Here is a 16,285-nt window from a genome sequence, read left to right as displayed (position 1 = left end):
AGCAATGAAAAAAAACACCACCATGCGGTGCCTGGCCCTGCTCGCCGGTACCATCCCTTTTGCCACGCCGGCGGAACCTGTTTCCGACCGTGTCGTCATCAGCGGCCAGCGTGCCGCCTATCGCGGCTTGGCTGTCGCCGGGGCGACCAAGACCGACGCGCTGCCCCTGGACTTGCCGCAGAGCGTGCGCACCCTCGGCGCGGACCTGCTGCAGGACGCCGGGATCACGGACCTGGCCGGCGCGCTGGAGCTGGCCAGCGGTATTACGCGCCAAAGCAACCTGGGCGGACTGTGGGACAGCTACGCGATGCGGGGTTTCACCGGGGATCCCAACTTCGGCTCCGATTACATGGTCAACGGCTTCAGCTCCAGCCGTGGTTACAACGGCATGCGCGATATTGCCGGCACCCAGTCGGTTGAAATCCTGAAGGGCCCGGCATCGGCGCTGTACGGCCGGGGCGAACCCGGCGGCACGGTCAATATCCTGACCAGGAAGCCGCGCTTCGCGCCACAGTACGGCATCGACCTGTCGCTGGCATCCCACGGGACACTGCGCATTGCCTTTGATTTGACCGGTCCGTTGTCGGACACCGTCGCGTACCGCATCAACCTGGCCAACCAGGAGGGCGGCAGCTTCCGCGACACGGTGCACACTGAACGTTCCTACCTGTCGCCGTCATTCGTCTGGCTCGCGGGGCGGGACACCACCGTGTCCTACGAGATTGAAGCCATGCGTCAGCGCGCGCCCTTCGATCGGGGTATCCCCGCCATTGGCGGCAAGCTGGGCGGCGTGCCGCCATCGCGCTTCCTGGGCGAACCGGCCGACGGGCCGGTGACGATCGCGTCATTGGGCCACCAATTGTTCATCCAGCACGGCCTGACGGACGCCTGGTCGCTGCAAGCCGGCGCCGCGTATCGCGACAGCTCGCTGCGGGGCTATTCGAGCGAGGCGAACGACTTGCTGGCCGATGGCCGCACGCTGCGGCGCCAGCGGCGGCAGCGCGATTTTTCCGCCACCGACCGCTCGGCGCGCGTCGAACTGCTGGGCGCCATCGCCCCATGGGGCGTGAAGCACGAACTACTGTTCGGCGCCGACACCTACCGCTTCGACGATAGCCGGGTGCAGATGCGCCGCAATCCAGGCGCCACGGCGCCGTATGCGATCGACATTGTTGTCCCGGTATATGGCGCCCCCGCCGCCCCGCTGGCCCTGTCGATCGACACGCTGGAACACCAGCGGGCCGATGCGCTATACGGGCAAGACCAGGTGACGCTCGCTCCCGGCTGGAAGGCGCTGGCCGGCGTGCGCATGGACCGCTACCGCCAGACCGTGGCCAACCGCCGCACGGCGGCCATCAACCGGCAGCTGCTGAGCGCCACCAGTCCGCGCGCCGGCATCGTCTACCAGCCGGCTGCCACGGTGTCGCTGTACGCGACGGCTGCCCGCGGCTTCCGGCCCAACAGCGGCATCAGTATCGACAACACGGCCTTCCCGGCGGAAGCCAGCCGCTCGTACGAGCTGGGCGCCAAACTGGAGACGCCGGGCGGGCTCGCCGGCACGCTGGCGCTGTACCGGATCGACAAGAAAAACGTGCTGACCACCAATCCCCTGAACACGGACTATTCAATCAACGCCGGCGAAGTCGCCAGCAAAGGCCTGGAAATCGACCTGTCGGGCCAGCTCCGGCCCGGTCTCAGGATGTCGGCCGCCTACGCCTGGACGGATGCCCGCGTGACCCGCGGCGACAACACCATCCGCGCCGGCAGCCGCTTGCCCAACGTGCCGCGTCACAGCGGCAACCTGTTGCTGGTCGCCGGCAACGACCAGGCATGGTTCGGCGCCGGCCTGGCCCACATCGGCGAGCGCTTCGGCGACGTGGCCACATCCAGCGACTTCCGGCTGCCAGCCTATACGACTGCCCGGTTGCTGGCCGGGTATGCGCCAGGCCAGCGCTGGCGCCTCGCGCTGAATCTGGACAACCTGTTCAACCGGCGCTATTACGCCAGTTCCTACAGCCAGCTCTGGGTTGCGCCCGGCAGTACCCGCACGGCGGCGGCGACCCTGTCCTATCGTTACTAAGGCGGCGACGATGAATCATTCCGGCAAGCGTATCGCATCGATCGACGTCATGCGTGGCCTCGTGATGCTCCTGATGACGGTGGACCATGTGCGCGAGACCTTCTTCCTGCAATACCAGGTCAGCGATCCGATGGACCTGGCGGCAACCAGTCCCGGGCTGTTTTTTACGCGTCTCGCGGCGCACTTCTGCGCGCCAATGTTCGTGTTCCTGACCGGCCTGTCGGCATGGCTGTATGCGCACCCGCCGGCCGGACCGCGCAATGCGACCGGCTTTCTGCTCAAGCGGGGCATGCTGCTGGTCGGGCTCGAGATCGTGGCCGTCAACTTCGCCTGGACCGGTACGCTGGCGCCCGGCGTGGTTTATTTGCAGGTGATCTGGGCCATCGGCCTGGCGATGCTGGCCCTGGCGCTGCTGCACCGCCTGCCGCCGGCGCTGCTGGCAATGCTGGGTGTCCTGGTCGTGGCGGGCCACAACGCGCTCGACACCGTGTCGTTCGGCGCGGGCACGGCCGCATCGGCGGCCTGGACGATTCTGGAACAGCGCGGCTTCCTGCTGACCGATCCCATCCGCATCAAGGTCAGTTATCCGGTGCTGGCATGGATCGGCGTGATCCTGCTGGGGTATGCCTGCGGCCCCGTGTATGCCCGGGCCACGGCGCCCGCCCTGCGCCGGCGCCGGCTTGCGGCCGCGGGCGCCGGCAGCCTGGCGCTGCTCGCCCTGCTGCGCAGCGCCAACCTCTACGGTGAACCGGCGCCCTGGGCGGTGCAGGCCGATGTGCTGCACAGCGTGATGTCTTTCCTGAACTTCACGAAATATCCGCCCTCGCTCGGCTTTCTCCTGCTGACGCTTGGATTTGGCTTGCTGGTGCTCTCGCGGCTCGACCACGCTGATGGAACGGCCACCCGGGTGGCGGCCGTCTTCGGCGCTGCGCCGCTGTTCTATTACCTGCTGCACCTGTATGCATTGCTCGCACTGCGGAAGATCGCCGCCTTCCTGTTCGATGTGCCACGCGCGGACCTCGGCCATTTGTGGCAAGTGTGGGCGATCGCGATCCTGCTTGCCGCCGCGCTCTATTGGCCCACGAAACGCTTTGGCCGCCACAAGCGGGAAAGCGGCAAGGCATGGGTCAGGTACTTTTGAGCTTCGCCCCGGGCAACGTGTCCAGCGCGGCCAGCAACTGGCCGAATTCCGCTGTTTTCACCAGATGCAGGTCGAATCCGATGGCGGCCGCCATGTCTTTCACCGCCACGCCGGCCATCGAACTGAATGCGATCAGCGCGAAATCACGCGGCCCCTTGTCGCGCAAGGCGACCGCCACCTCGAATCCGCTCATGCCCGGCATGCTCAAATCCAGGAACACCACGTCCGGGCCGAACTCTTCGATTGCCAGCAATCCCTGGGCGCCACTGTATGCCGCTCTGGCCTGATGTCCATTCTGCGCAAACACTTCCACCAGCAAGTCCGCCACATCCCGGCTATCGTCCACCACCAGGACGCGGCGCGATAATGCGCGCTGCGACATATTGCCTCCGGTCCGCCCCGCCGCCATGTCTGTCGGCCAGGCAGTCCATCTTAGGGCGGATCGCTCGTGCCGCATGTAGGCGCTTGCACGCAGGCGCTGTAGGAAGGGGGCTTGCAGCGGTGTGCACCTGCGGTTTGTTGGCAGGCTCATCAGGCAGCCTCGTCACCATGCAACACATAGCGGTTGCGGCCGCGCCGCTTGGCGCAATACATGGCGCTGTCGCTCAGGCGCAGCAGCGTCTCCCCGTCCCGCGCGTCCAGCGGGGCATAGGCGATGCCGATACTGGCGGACACACTGGCGTTGGCGCCACCCGCCAGCACGACAGGCGCGGCAATCGCGGTCAGCGCCCTGCCGGCAATTTCCCGCGCCTCGCCCGGGTCCGGCAAGTCCACCAGCAACAGCACAAATTCATCGCCGCCCAGCCGCGCCACGGTATCGTGGGCGCGCACGACCTGCCGCAGCCGTGCCGCCACGGCCACCAGCACCTCGTCGCCGGCCTCATGTCCCTGGCTGTCGTTGACGGCTTTGAAGCCATCCAGGTCAAGCGAACAGACTGCCAGCAAGGCGCCGTCACGGGCCTGCCCGGCAATGGCGTGCTGCAAGCGGTCATGCAGCAGGCGCCGGTTCGGCAAATGGGTCAGCGGATCGCGGAAAGCCAGCGCTTCGATCTCATCCTGGCGTATCCGCTGCTCGGTCACATCGGTGAACAGCGAGACATAATGGCTCAATTGGCCATCCGGGCCATCGACGCGGCTGATCGACAGGTAGGCCGCGAACAGCGCCCCGTCGCGGCGCCGGTCCCAGATCTGCCCTTCCCAGTTGCCGCCACGGTCCAGCGCGTCCCACATGCGGGCGTAAAACGCCGCATCCTGCCGCCCCGATTGCAGGATACGCGGACTACGGCCCAGCAACTCATCGCGCTGATAACCACTCATGGCCAGGAACGCGCGGTTGACCTCGATAATGCGCAGGTCGGCGCCGACGATCAGGATGCCTTCCGAGGTGGCGCTGAACACACTGGCCGCCAATTGCCGGTCACGCCTGGCGCGTTCATACGCCATCTGCATGCGGTTGAACTGCAAGGCCAGTTGCGCGAACTCGCGCGGACCGCCGACCTCGGCGCGCACGCCGGGCACGCCCCGCTCCGCCTGACCGGCCGCGTTGGACAGGGCTTGCAGCGCGCGCAGCGCGTCGCGATGCAGGCGCCAGGCCAGCATCGCCCCGGCCAGCAGCGCGCCGGCGACCAGCGCCCCGGCCCATCCCAGGCCACCGAACACTTCAGCCAGCATGGCCCGCTCATGCACGCCGACCACCACGGCCCAGCCGGTTGCCGCCGAGCGGCTGTAGGCAGCGAATACCGGCACGCCCTCCAGTGTCGCTGTCGCCAGCATGCCTTCGGGCGCGAGCGCCAGCGCCGCCCGCACTTCTGGCACGGCCGGCTTGCCGCGATACAACTCCGGCGCGGCGCTGCGGGCGATCACCAGGCCACTGCGGTCCAGCAATCCCGCCACGCGCCCGGCGCCCGGCAGCAGGCGCGCAAAATCGCTGTCGAGCGATACGGCGGGTATGCCCTGCACCAGCACCCGCGGCGCGCGGCCTGGCCGAAACAGCGGCAGCAGCACCGCCACTTGGGGCTTTCCCGATACGGCGCCAATGAACAAACCCGATACCACGGGCTTTCCCGTTGCCAGCGCCTGCCGCAGCGCGTCCGCCGCGCCGCTGCGCGGCAGCACACTGCCCGGCGGCCGCAGCGTATTCATCAACTGCTGTCCACCGGCATCGGCCAGGATGAGGGGGGCGCCTTCAGGCGCGACAGCAACCGCTTCGCGCTGAAAAGCGCCCAGCGCGTCCGCCGCCAGCGAAGGCGACGTGGCCAGCGCTTCCAGCCGCGCCAGCCGGGTCGCGATCTCGCCATCGAACAACTGCGACATGGCGCGCGCTGAACGCAACGCTTCCTGCTCGGCCTGCGCCCGGCCGCCCAGGTACAACGTGGCAATGAAGATGCAGCCGGTGGCCAGTCCCGGCAACAAGGCCAGGCACAGCAGCCAGCCCAACCGACTGTAACGCTCCGGCGCACGGACCAGGCCCCTCACTGCATGCCGCACCGCCCGTAATACTGTTCTCATCGACACCTCCCTCCTGCCGTCGACAACTATTGTCATCCATCTTGCAAGGCACTGGAAGCCGCATGGTCCGCCCCTGTGGCAGTACGCCGCGATATTTATTTCAAGCCGGAGGAATTTGATCTACATCAAAGAATTTGCTCGCACTTCGCACAACACTGGCGAACACAACTTCATCTCCCGCGCAGGATTGCGCACAAAGGAATTCATCATGCCCCACCCGCACCACGCTTCACCGTTCCTGCTGGGAATCGCCGCCATCGACCACGCCCACGCCGATCTGCTGGACTTGCTGGCGCGCCTGCGCCACCTGACTGAGGGCGAGTTTCCGGAAGGTTGCGCCACCCTGGCGGCATGCCTGAAGCGCGATTTTGCGGAAGAAGAACAATTGATGGAAGCGGCCGGCTATTACGCGCTGGAAGTGCACCGGGCGGAGCACCTGAAGGTACTGGAGCGGCTGCAACATGCCATTGCCGCGTTCGAAGGCGGCGACCCCGCGCCGCTGCGCGGCACGGTACTGGACCTGTCCGACTGGCTCGAAGCGCACATCGTCACCATGGATATGGCGCTGGCGGTGGCGTTAACAGTGGCCACGAACGGGCCTGCGCCAGCCCACGTGCGCGATTGTTCCTGCGCCTGACCGTCCTCCCGGCACTTCCGGCCACGCCGCCACCGCCAACCAGGGTTCCCTCATGGTATTGAACAGCCGCAGCCGCTTCATCTCCCGCGCGATCGCGCTCTACGTCGCCACCGCCACAGCCTGGATCCTGCTGTCGGACGACTTGCTGCGGTTCGCCACCGACGCCGGCGCGGGCACCGCACTGGCCACCGCGAAAGGCATATTCTTTGTTTGCGCCTCGGCGGTCGCCCTGTATTTTGCCTTGGGCGCGGTACCCGCGCCGCACACCGCCACGGCGCGGATCGAGGCGGCGCCCCCCACACCGGCCGCGCGCCCGCTGCATCGCCTGCTGCCTTATGGCTGTGCCGCCGCCGTGATGCTGACCACCATCGCCATGTGGCGCCACCTGCCCGGCGCGGCCGGCATGGAGTACACCACGCTGGTGCTGCTGATGCCCGGGATTATCGGTTGCGCGGCGTTCGGCGGTTTCGGCCCGGGGCTGCTGTCCACCGGGATGGCGGCGCTGGCCGCCGCGGGCGCCGGAGCCGTCGCCCGCCAGGACACCCACGCGCTGCAGTTGGCCTTCCTGGTGCTCAGTGGTGTGCTGGTCAGCGCGCTATGCGCCAGGCTGCGCACAGCGCTGCGGGAAACCGAATTACAACGCGGCATGCTCGACAGCGTCGTCTCCGGCACCTCCGACGCGATCTTCGTCAAGGACAGCGCGGGACGCTATGTGTTCGTCAATACCGCCGCCGCCCGCTACCTGGGGCGTTCGGCAAGCGACATTATCGGCCGCGACGACACCGAACTGCTGCCGGCCGATGCCGCCGCCCAGTTGCACGCCCGCGACGGCGCCGTGATGGCGGAGTGCAAGCTGCACACCGTGGAAGAACAATTGACCATGCCCGAGGGCGGCGCCCTGGTTTTTCTCACCACCAAGGGCCCGGTGACCGACAGCGCCGGGCAGGTGCTTGGCCTGTTCGGTATCGCGCATGACATTACAGAACGCAAGCGCGCCGAACACGCCCTGCATGTCAGCCAGGAGCGGCTGCAAACGGTGATCGACGCCACGTGCGACGGTGTCTGGGACTGGAACCTGCGCGACGATACGCTGTTCCAAACCGCCAGCATCAGCCGCCTGACAGGCATTGCCCCCGGCACTGATGCACTGGACCGGCTGATCAGTTCGGTTCATCCGGACGATGCCGCCCCCCTGCGCGAACATCTGTACAACCACCGCTGCGGCCTGCTGCCGGACGTGGATATCGACTTCCGCATCGTTCACACCAGCGGCGCTGTCGCCTGGGTCAAGGCCCGCGGCAAAGTCGTGGAAAGGCAGGCTGACGGTACGGCGCTGCGCATGGCGGGAACCATTTCCGATATCACGGAACGCAAGCAATTCGAGCTGATGCAGCGTGAAGCCGCCACCGTCTTCGCCAGCAGCCACGAAGGCATCATGGTGGTGGACGCGTCGCTGCACATTGCCCGGGTGAATCCCGCCTTCGAACGCATCACCGGCTATACCGCCGTCGAGGTCATCGGCGGCCATCCTGCCCTGCTGGCATCGGGGCGCCATACCAAGGCGTTTTACCGGGAGCTGTGGCAGGCGGTGCTGAACAATGGTTTTTGGCGCGGAGAAATCTGGAACAAACGCAAAAATGGACAGGTCTATCCCGAATTACTCACGATCACCGCCGTGCGCGACCAGAACGACGCCATCGAACATTATATTGGCGTGTTTTCCGATATCAGCCACATCAAGGCGCACCAGGCCGAGCTCGATCACGTCGCCAATTTCGATCCGCTGACCGGCTTGCCCAACCGCCGGCTGCTGGCCGACCGCCTGGACCATGCGATCCAGCGCACCAACCGCACCGGCAGTTCGCTGGCGGTCTGCCTGCTCGACCTGGACGGATTCAAGGACATCAACCAGCGCTGGGGCCAGGCCGCCGGCGACCGGCTGCTGGTGCAGATCGCGCGGGCGCTGTCGGCCGTGATCCGGGCCGACGATACCCTGGCGCGCCTCGGTGGCGACGAATTCGTGCTGCTGATGTCCAATGCCGGCACGCCCGGGGAATGCGCGCAAGCGCTGGACCGCGTGCTGGCCGCCATCCGGGCGCCGCTCGACCTGGGTTGCACGATGGCCCGCATATCGGCCAGCATCGGCGTGGCGCGCTACCCGGATGACAATGGCGACGCCGATGCGCTGCTGCGGCATGCCGACCAGGCCATGTACCAGGCGAAGGAAAACGGGCGCGACCGCTACCAGCTGTTCGATCCGGAAAGCGACCGCCTGGCGCAGCAGCACCACCTGGCCCTGCAGGGCCTGCGCCTGGCGCACCAGCGCGGCGAGTTCACGCTGCATTACCAGCCCAAGGTGGACTTGCGCAGCGACGCGGTGGCGGGCGCGGAAGCGTTGATCCGCTGGCAGCATCCGGTACGCGGCCTGGTGCCCCCCGGGGAATTCCTGGGGCACCTGACGGGCACCCCGCTGGAGCTCGAGGTCGGCGCGTGGGTCATCGACACCGCCTTGGCGCAGATGGCGGCATGGCATGCCGGCGGCCTGCACCTGCCCGTCAGTGTCAATGTCAGCGCCGGCCAGTTGCTGGCGCCCGGTTTCAGTACCGCGCTGGCCGCGGCGCTGGCCCGCCAGCCCACGATCAGCGCCTGCGACCTGCAACTGGAAATCCTGGAAAGCACGGCCATCGAAGACATGGAACAAGCCATGCTGGTGTTGGCCGCCTGCCGCGACCTCGGCGTGCAGTTCGCGCTGGACGACTTCGGCACCGGGTATTCGTCACTGACTTACCTGCGCAAGCTGCCGGTCGACACCCTGAAGGTGGACCAGAGCTTCGTGCGCACCATGCTGGAGGACCGCAACGACTATGGCATCGTGTCCGGCGTCATCCGCCTGGCCCATGCACTGGGGCGCGATGTGGTGGCCGAAGGCGTCGAAACGGCAGCCCACTGCGACGCGCTGCGCGCACTGGGCTGCGAAGCGGCGCAAGGCTACGGCATTGCCCGTCCGATGGCGCCGGAGCGGCTGGTGGAATGGTGCGCCGCGCGCCAAACGGCGCCGGCATCGATGGCGGTTGCGTGCAACGTTACAACCAGGGACTCCGGGGCGGCGCATTGCGCGGCAGCCCGACCGGTTGCCGCAGGATGACACAGGCGCCCCCCTCCAGTCCCATGGCCCGCGCCAGCACGGCGCGCTCCGGCGGCACTTGCATGTTGGTGGCCAGGTTTTCGGCGGCGCAAAACACGCTGACGTTCTGTGCCATGAATCCGGCATCGAGCGCCGCCTGCCAGAGCCGGTCCGGCGCCGGCACGCCGGTCATGCGCGCCAGGTCGGCCACATAAATCAGCTCCAGTGGCGCTGCGGGCCCGTCATGCCCGCCAGCGCCGCGCAAGTCGGCGTCGCCGCACCGGATCAGCACCATGCCGGCGGCGTCGAACCGGTACAAGCCGGTGGCCATGGCGACATACAAATCGATGGCCGCGCCGCCGCAGACCGATGGCGCGGTCCGCAACGCGGCGCCGTCACGGTTGCAGCCGCATGCGGTCCACAGCAGGCGCGACAAGCGGTACTGCGGCACCGGCTCCGGCGCAAATGCATGCTGGGAGTGGCGCAGCAACAGGATATCGCGCAGCGCGATGCCCAGTGCACTGAAGTCCGCGTCCAATTCGAGCGCTTCGCGGCCGATCAGCGGCATGTCGGAACGGTGTTCATATCGGTTATCCATGGTCAGGCTCCTTTGGCAATACGCGGCGCCACTAGCGTGCGGCGCACAACTGCCGGGCCGCATCTGCCAGCGCCGGCAACACATCGATACAATTGGACGGGTGCGGCACGGTGTTGCAGCTGACGATGCGGGCCGGGCCTGCCGCGCGCAGCACGTCCAGCGCGGCGCCGCCAAACAGCGCGTGCACCACCACGCAGACGGGCGGCGGCAATGCCGCGTCCCGCAACAGTCGTACCGCCGCGGCCAGCGTACAGCCGCTCGAAGCGATATCGTCGATCAGCACCGGGACGCAATCCTGTACGGCGCGCCAGTCCGGCACATCCGCGCTGACCGCCACGTCGTTGTCGCCGTGACGCTCCTTGCGCAGCACCACGTACGGACAATGCGCCAGGCGCGCCACCTGGCTCACCCATTGCGCGCTTTCCTGGTCGGGACCGACGAGCACGGGACGCGCCACATTGGCAGTCACCCATTGCGCGATGGCCGGCGCGGACTGCACTGCCCGCGCCGGAATACTGTAGGGCTGCGACAGGCTGGCGTAGCGATGCAAATGCGGGTCGGCCGTCACCAGCCAGTCTGCACAGCCCGAAAGCAACCGCCCCACGTGCAGCGCCGTCACGCCCTGGCCAGGCGCAAAGCGGGCGTCCTGCCGCATATACGGCAGGTAAGGCAGCACCAGGCCGACACTGGCCGCCCCCAGTTCCCGCGCCACGCAGGCGGCCAAGTACAGTGCAAACAACCTGGCATCCGGCGTCTGGCCTCCATCCTGTGCCAGCGCCGCCACCAGCACCACATCGCGCCCGGCGACATCGGCCTCGAACCGCGGGCAGCATTCCCCATCGGGAAAGCGGTGCAACTGCAATCCAGCGGGCTCGCCGGGCAAAGCGGCGGCCAGTCCGGCGATCCAGCCTTGCGCACCGGGCAAGGCAAACAGCAATGGCTTCATGGCGCCTCCACGATCGTAAACAAATGGTCCTGCTGTTCGGCATAAGCCATGGCGTAGGCCAACTCCCCCGGCGATTCCGCATGCAGGGTCAGCAGCGGCTGCCCCACTTCCACCCGGGTTCCCAATGGCGCGTGGAACACCAGCCCGGCGGCAGGCGCCTTGGGCGCCCCGGCCAGCTTGGCGGCGCGCGCCAGGGCCCGGTTGTCCACCGCCACCACCCAGCCCGCGTGCGCGGCGCACAGCACTTGCGTGTGGCGGGCGCGCGGCGGCGTGCGCAGCCCGCCCTGGGCGTCGCAGATATCCTGGAACTTGCGCCATGCCGCGCCGCCGTCCAGCGCACCGGACGCCATGGCCAGGCCGCCGCCAGGCGGCGCCCGGCCGCCCAGTTCCAGCAGGTAGCCTGCCAGCAGCAACCCGCGTTTGCGCAGATCGACCGGCGCCCCCGGCTGGTTTTGCAGCACGGCCAGCGCGTCACACGCCTCCAGTGCCGGCCCGATGCCGCGCCCGACCGGCTGTTCGCCATCCGTCATTTCGATACTGACTGTCATGCCCAGTTGCCGGCCCACCTCCACCAGCCGCTGCCCCAGCCGCCCCGCCGCCTCCGGCGAACGCACCTTGGCGGTGCGCCCGACCGGGATGTCGATCAGCACATGGGTCGAGCCCGCCGCGGCCTTCTTGGACAGGATCGACGCCACCAGCAAGCCATCGCTGTCCAGTCCCAGTGGCCGCTCGACCCGGATCAGCAAATCATCCACCGGACTTAACTGCATGGCGCCGCCCCAGGCGATGCAGCCGCCCTCCCGCTCCACCACGCGCCGCATCGCCGCCAGGTCCAGCGCCACCGGCGCCAGCGTTTCCATCACGTCGGCCGTGCCGGCCGGCGACGTGATGGCGCGCGACGAGGTCTTGGGAATCAGCAGGCCGCAGGCGGCCACGATCGGCACCACCAGCAAGGTCGTGCGGTTTCCCGGCAAGCCGCCCACGCAGTGCTTGTCCGCCACCAGCGGCGCCTCCCAGTGCAGGCGCTGCCCCGCAGCGATCATGGCCGCGGTCAGCGCATGGGTTTCAGCGGCATCGAGCCGGTTGCCGGAACAGGCCGTGATCATGGCGGCCAGTTCAATTTCCGAATAGCGACCCGCCGCAATGTCGGACACGATGGCTCCGGCCACGTCACGCCCCAGCGGGCGGCCGAAAATCTTGGCCTGGATGGCGCCGAACGACAGCAAGGGTGGTGCGTGCACCGCCACCATGGCGTCGCCATCGGCGCCGTCCAGCGCGCGCCAGGCCGCTTCCGACACGCCGATCTCATCAAGCGCCAGGAGCGGGGCGTGCACCACGTTGAGCGTGGCGACAATCGTCCGGGTTGGCGCATCCTGGCGGTGGATTTCCAGCCGCGATTGCGCCTCGAAACCCTCGGACCGCACAATCGGCGCATCGGACCGCAGGTACACCACGCACTGCTGGTAGGTGTCGATGCCCAGCCGGCGCAGGCGCAGGCCGGCGGCGCCGGCGAAGTTGCGGTTCATGACGGTTCCTTTCGACGGCCGCCGCGGCAACCGGACTGGCTACCCCTGCGCCGCTAGCCCACACAATACCGCCGGGGAATATACAAGTCAGGCACACGATTTGACCAAGATCAAATTGCCGCCAGAAACAGCCGGCGCAACGGATACCACATGACGATTTGATTTAAATCATGGAATTCATTATTCAACCCGCCCAAACTGCTATGCAGCATGTCAGACATCAAGGTAGTGGAAGCGCAATCTGCCATGCCGTCAGGCCGCATCACTTTATTTCAACGCAACGAGGGAGTTCACCATGTCCTATCGCACGATTTTGGTCCACGCGGATAATGCCGAGAATGCCGCCGCACGCTTTCAGTTGGCGGCCGGCTTGGCGCTGCAAGAGAGCGCACACCTGGTCGGCGTCGCGATGACGGGCGTTCCCAGGCAGATGTCATCCGTCAATATGTTCGAAGGCAGCGGCCTGATCATCGCGGACTGTGTGCGCCATGCGTCGGAACGCACAAACCAGGCGCTCGCCCGGTTTAGCGACGTCACGGCCAGGGCCGGCATGCCGGCCAGCGAAACACGCCTGCACAATGACGATGAATACACCGGGCTGTGCCTGCAGGCGCGTTATGCCGATTTGGTGGTGTTGGGTCAACCCAATCCCGACGACCATGGCGAGGGTGGCCTGCTGCTCGATTTGCCGGCGCACGTGATCCTGCACTCCGGCAGGCCGGCGCTGCTGGTGCCCTATGCGGGCCGGTTCCCGTCCTGCGGCAAGCGTCCGCTGATCGCCTGGGACGGCAGCCTGGAAGCGGTGCGCGCCATCACGGCGGCGCTGCCGCTGCTGCGCCGCGCGGAGCAGGTCACCGTGGCCATGTTCAACGCCGAGGTGGGCAGCGACGCGCACGGCGAGGAACCGGGCGCCGACATCGCCTTGTATCTCGCGCGGCATGGCGTCAAGGTCGAAGTCATGCGTTCGCCGACACCGATCGACGCTGGCAACGCCATCCTGTCGCTGGCCGCCACCATTGGCGCCGACCTGCTGGTCATGGGCTGTTATGGCCACAGCCGCCTGCGCGAAAAAATCCTCGGCGGCGCCACCCGCACCGTGCTCGCCACCATGACCCTGCCGGTGCTGATGGCGCACTAACCGTCGCGCCCGCGCATGCGGCCGGCCTGCGATTGAACCTGGGGAGAATGCCATGCAATACAAGACTATCCTGCTGCACGCCGACAATGCGCGCAGCGCCGCGGCCCGCCTGGAGCTGGCCACGCAACTGGCGGAGCAACAGCAAGCGCACCTGGTGTGCGCCGCCATGACCGGTATTTCACGCTTCGTTTACCGTGGCAAGGACGGCGGGGCGCGCGATTTCATCCGCCCGGACCTTGCCGAGCGCGCGCGGCAAAGCGCACAGGTGACGCTCGACCGCCACGCCGCCCTGGCCGAACGGCTGGGCGTACAGTCATGCGAACACCGGCTGGTCGATGACGACGCCTATGGCGGGCTCACGCTGCAGTCGCGTTATGCCGACCTGCTCGTCGTCGGCCAGGCCGACCGCGACGATCCGGCCACCGGCGCGCTGCTGCAAGACTTGCCCGAGTATGTCATCCTCAACAGCTGCCGGCCGGTACTGGTGGTCCCGTTCGCCGGCGCCTTCCAGCCGGCCGGCAAACCGGTTCTGGTGGCCTGGGATGGCAGCAGCCAAGCCACGCGCGCCATCACGGGCGCCCTTCCCTTGCTGGTCAATACTGCCGGCGTGACGGTGGCGCTGTTTGATGCGGCGAGCGGGGCCGATGAACATGGCGACGAACCGGGCGCCGATATCGCGCTCTACCTGGCCCGCCATGGCGTCCATGTCAACGTGGTCCGGCAGGCCACCGATGGCGACGTGGGCGAGGCCTTGCTGGCCCTGGCCGACAGCATCGGCGCAGGCCTGCTGGTGATGGGGGCCTACGGACATGCACGCTACCGGGAAATCCTGCTGGGTGGGGTCACCCGCACCGTACTCAATACCATGACCGTACCGGTGCTGCTGGCGCACTGAAATCCTACCGGGTCCATGTTGGTGTCAATCGGTCTTGTCCCCTGCCGCCGCCCGGCGAAGTCCACCTGGGCGCTGCGGGAAACCCATCATCCACGGACAATCCATATTGAGGGGCAGCATGGAACACCTTACTCCGGCAGCGCGCACCAACGTGCTCGGCATCATGCTGGTGCCGAGGCTATACCGACACCGGCAATTTCAGCATGCGTTCCGCCAGCAAGGCGGCATGACGCCCTGCGCCGATCCCCGGCGCCATCATACCAACTCCACTTCGGCGCCATAGGCTGGCGTCTCGGCGTTCCAACCCAGCTTCTCGCCGATCTGGCGGCGCAGCGCTTCAGCCGCATCCGGTTCGCCGTGCGTCAGGAACAGGCGCCGGGGCGGCGCCGCAAAGCCGCCCAGCCAGGCCAGCAGCTCGCCCTGGTCAGCATGCGCCGACAAATTGTCGATCTGGACCACGTTGGCCAGCACGGGCACATATTCGCCATGGATTTTAATACTCGGCGCACCGCCGACCATGGCGGCGCCGCGCGTGCCGCCCGCCTGAAACCCCGCAAACAGGATGGTGTTGCGGCGGTCCGGCGCAAACGCTTTCAGGTGATGCAGCACGCGCCCGCCGGTGGCCATGCCGCTGGCGGCGATGATCACCATCGGCACCCGCCGCTGATTGAGGGCGATGGATTCGGCAGGGCTGTTGACGATCGTGGCCGCGTGGCACATCGCGTCGCACTGCGCCGGCGTCAGATGGTGGTCGTGGCGGTGGCGTCGGTAGAGCGCGGTGACGTCGGCGGCCATCGGGCTGTTCAGGAAGACCGGCACGGGAGGGATATCGCCACTGGCCTTTAACAGATGCATGTAATACAGCAGGTTCTGGGCCCGCCCGACCGCGAATGACGGAATCACGGTCACGCCGCCACGCGCGGCGGTTTCGCGGATGGTGCGCGCCAGCAGGCGGGCCGGATCTTCAGGATCGTGCAGGCGGTCGCCATAGGTGGACTCCATCACCAGGTAGTCACTGCGTTCGACTGTCTCCGGCGGCGCCATCAGCACATCGTGCTGACGTCCCAGGTCGCCGGAAAATGTCACGCTGACGCCGTCCGCTTCGACCGTGATGCCGGCCGCCCCCAGGATGTGCCCGGCGCGCCGCAGGCGCGCATGGAAAGCATGCCCCACTGCGAAGCGGCGGCCGAAGTCCACCGGCGTCAGCAGTTCCAGCGCGGCTAGCGCGTCGGCCTCGGTATACAGCGGCAGCGCCGGCTGATGTTTGCTGTACGCGTGCCGGTTCGCATGCGCCGCCTCTTCCTCCAGCAACCGTCCGCAGTCCGGCAACAAGATGCGGCACAAGTCGCGCGTGGCTTGGGTGCAATAGATGGGACCACGGAAACCGTCCCGCACCAGCAGCGGCAGTGCGCCACTGTGATCGAGATGCGCATGAGTCAGCAACACCGCGGACAATTGCGCCGGCGATACAGGCAGTGCTTCACGGTTGCGTAAGCGCAGGGCTTTATAGCCCTGGAACAAGCCGCAATCGACCAGGATCATGTCGGCGCCACTGCGCAGCAGGTAGCGCGATCCGGTTACCGTGCCGGTGGCGCCCAGGAAGGTCAGTTTCATGGCAATTCCTTTCCACGGGTGCAGCGGCAACCGGATTGGCCGCCCTGCTCCGCTCACACCCACAATACCGCCGGGGAA

At 67.3% G+C, this 16,285-nt stretch carries 12 protein-coding genes; 6 read left to right on the top strand and 6 right to left on the bottom strand.

Annotated features, from left to right (window positions below):
• Positions 1–4: 4 nt before the first annotated feature.
• Positions 5–2,080: a TonB-dependent siderophore receptor gene (locus AC1RRC_RS25540; RefSeq protein WP_493058414.1), complete on the top strand. Its 2,076-nt coding sequence runs from the start codon at positions 5–7 to the stop codon at positions 2,078–2,080.
• Between the two features lie 10 nt (positions 2,081–2,090).
• Positions 2,091–3,221, top strand: coding sequence for an acetyltransferase domain-containing protein (locus AC1RRC_RS25535; protein ID WP_493058413.1), 1,131 nt, complete (start codon positions 2,091–2,093; stop codon positions 3,219–3,221).
• On the opposite strand, the gene AC1RRC_RS25530 is transcribed toward AC1RRC_RS25535, so the two are convergent.
• Both AC1RRC_RS25530 and AC1RRC_RS25525 read right to left on the bottom strand, forming a co-directional pair.
• Complete coding sequence (locus tag AC1RRC_RS25530; RefSeq protein WP_493058412.1) at positions 3,208–3,603, bottom strand: response regulator; 396 nt, start codon at positions 3,601–3,603, stop codon at positions 3,208–3,210. The genes AC1RRC_RS25535 and AC1RRC_RS25530 overlap by 14 nt on opposite strands.
• A gap of 149 nt (positions 3,604–3,752) precedes the next feature.
• Complete coding sequence (locus tag AC1RRC_RS25525) at positions 3,753–5,729, bottom strand: diguanylate cyclase domain-containing protein (RefSeq protein WP_493058410.1); 1,977 nt, start codon at positions 5,727–5,729, stop codon at positions 3,753–3,755.
• A gap of 208 nt (positions 5,730–5,937) precedes the next feature.
• On the opposite strand from AC1RRC_RS25525, the gene AC1RRC_RS25520 reads away from it, so the two are divergent.
• Both AC1RRC_RS25520 and AC1RRC_RS25515 read left to right on the top strand, forming a co-directional pair.
• A complete protein-coding gene (locus tag AC1RRC_RS25520; RefSeq protein ID WP_493058408.1) occupies positions 5,938–6,366 on the top strand; it encodes a bacteriohemerythrin in 429 nt (142 codons plus the stop codon).
• A 52-nt stretch (positions 6,367–6,418) separates the two neighbouring features.
• Positions 6,419–9,511 (top strand): sensor domain-containing protein, encoded by a 3,093-nt coding sequence (locus AC1RRC_RS25515; RefSeq protein ID WP_493058406.1) that lies wholly within the window; start codon positions 6,419–6,421, stop codon positions 9,509–9,511.
• On the opposite strand, the gene AC1RRC_RS25510 is transcribed toward AC1RRC_RS25515, so the two are convergent.
• The 3 genes from AC1RRC_RS25510 to AC1RRC_RS25500 are packed head-to-tail and all read right to left on the bottom strand — an operon-like array spanning position 9,450 to position 12,560.
• The gene (locus AC1RRC_RS25510) at positions 9,450–10,088 is read right to left on the bottom strand and encodes a nitroreductase family protein (RefSeq protein ID WP_493058404.1); all 639 of its coding nucleotides are present in this window, start codon (positions 10,086–10,088) and stop codon (positions 9,450–9,452) included. The two genes, AC1RRC_RS25515 and AC1RRC_RS25510, sit on opposite strands and share 62 nt — an antisense overlap.
• Positions 10,089–10,119: 31 nt before the next feature.
• Positions 10,120–11,034, bottom strand: coding sequence for a ribose-phosphate diphosphokinase (locus AC1RRC_RS25505; protein ID WP_493058402.1), 915 nt, complete (start codon positions 11,032–11,034; stop codon positions 10,120–10,122).
• Positions 11,031–12,560 carry a thymidine phosphorylase family protein gene (locus AC1RRC_RS25500; RefSeq protein ID WP_493058400.1) on the bottom strand — a complete coding sequence of 510 codons (1,530 nt, stop codon included), beginning with the start codon at positions 12,558–12,560 and terminating at the stop codon, positions 11,031–11,033. Before AC1RRC_RS25500 ends, AC1RRC_RS25505 begins: the two co-directional genes overlap by 4 nt.
• Positions 12,561–12,855: 295 nt before the next feature.
• On the opposite strand from AC1RRC_RS25500, the gene AC1RRC_RS25495 reads away from it, so the two are divergent.
• Positions 12,856–13,698, top strand: coding sequence for a universal stress protein (locus AC1RRC_RS25495; RefSeq protein WP_493058396.1), 843 nt, complete (start codon positions 12,856–12,858; stop codon positions 13,696–13,698).
• Positions 13,699–13,750: 52 nt separating this feature from the next.
• Entirely contained in the window at positions 13,751–14,593 is an 843-nt protein-coding gene (locus AC1RRC_RS25490) for a universal stress protein (RefSeq protein ID WP_493058394.1), read from the top strand.
• Positions 14,594–14,848: 255 nt separating this feature from the next.
• Here AC1RRC_RS25490 and AC1RRC_RS25485 read toward each other — a convergent pair whose 3' ends face one another.
• Positions 14,849–16,207, bottom strand: coding sequence for an MBL fold metallo-hydrolase RNA specificity domain-containing protein (locus tag AC1RRC_RS25485; protein WP_493058392.1), 1,359 nt, complete (start codon positions 16,205–16,207; stop codon positions 14,849–14,851).
• Positions 16,208–16,285 lie beyond the last annotated feature (78 nt).

The sequence above is a fragment of the Pseudoduganella sp. GW821-FHT12E03 genome, assembly GCF_058807115.1.
The sequence above is the reverse complement of the archived record's forward strand: the minus strand, read 5'-3'. Positions and strand labels throughout refer to the sequence as shown.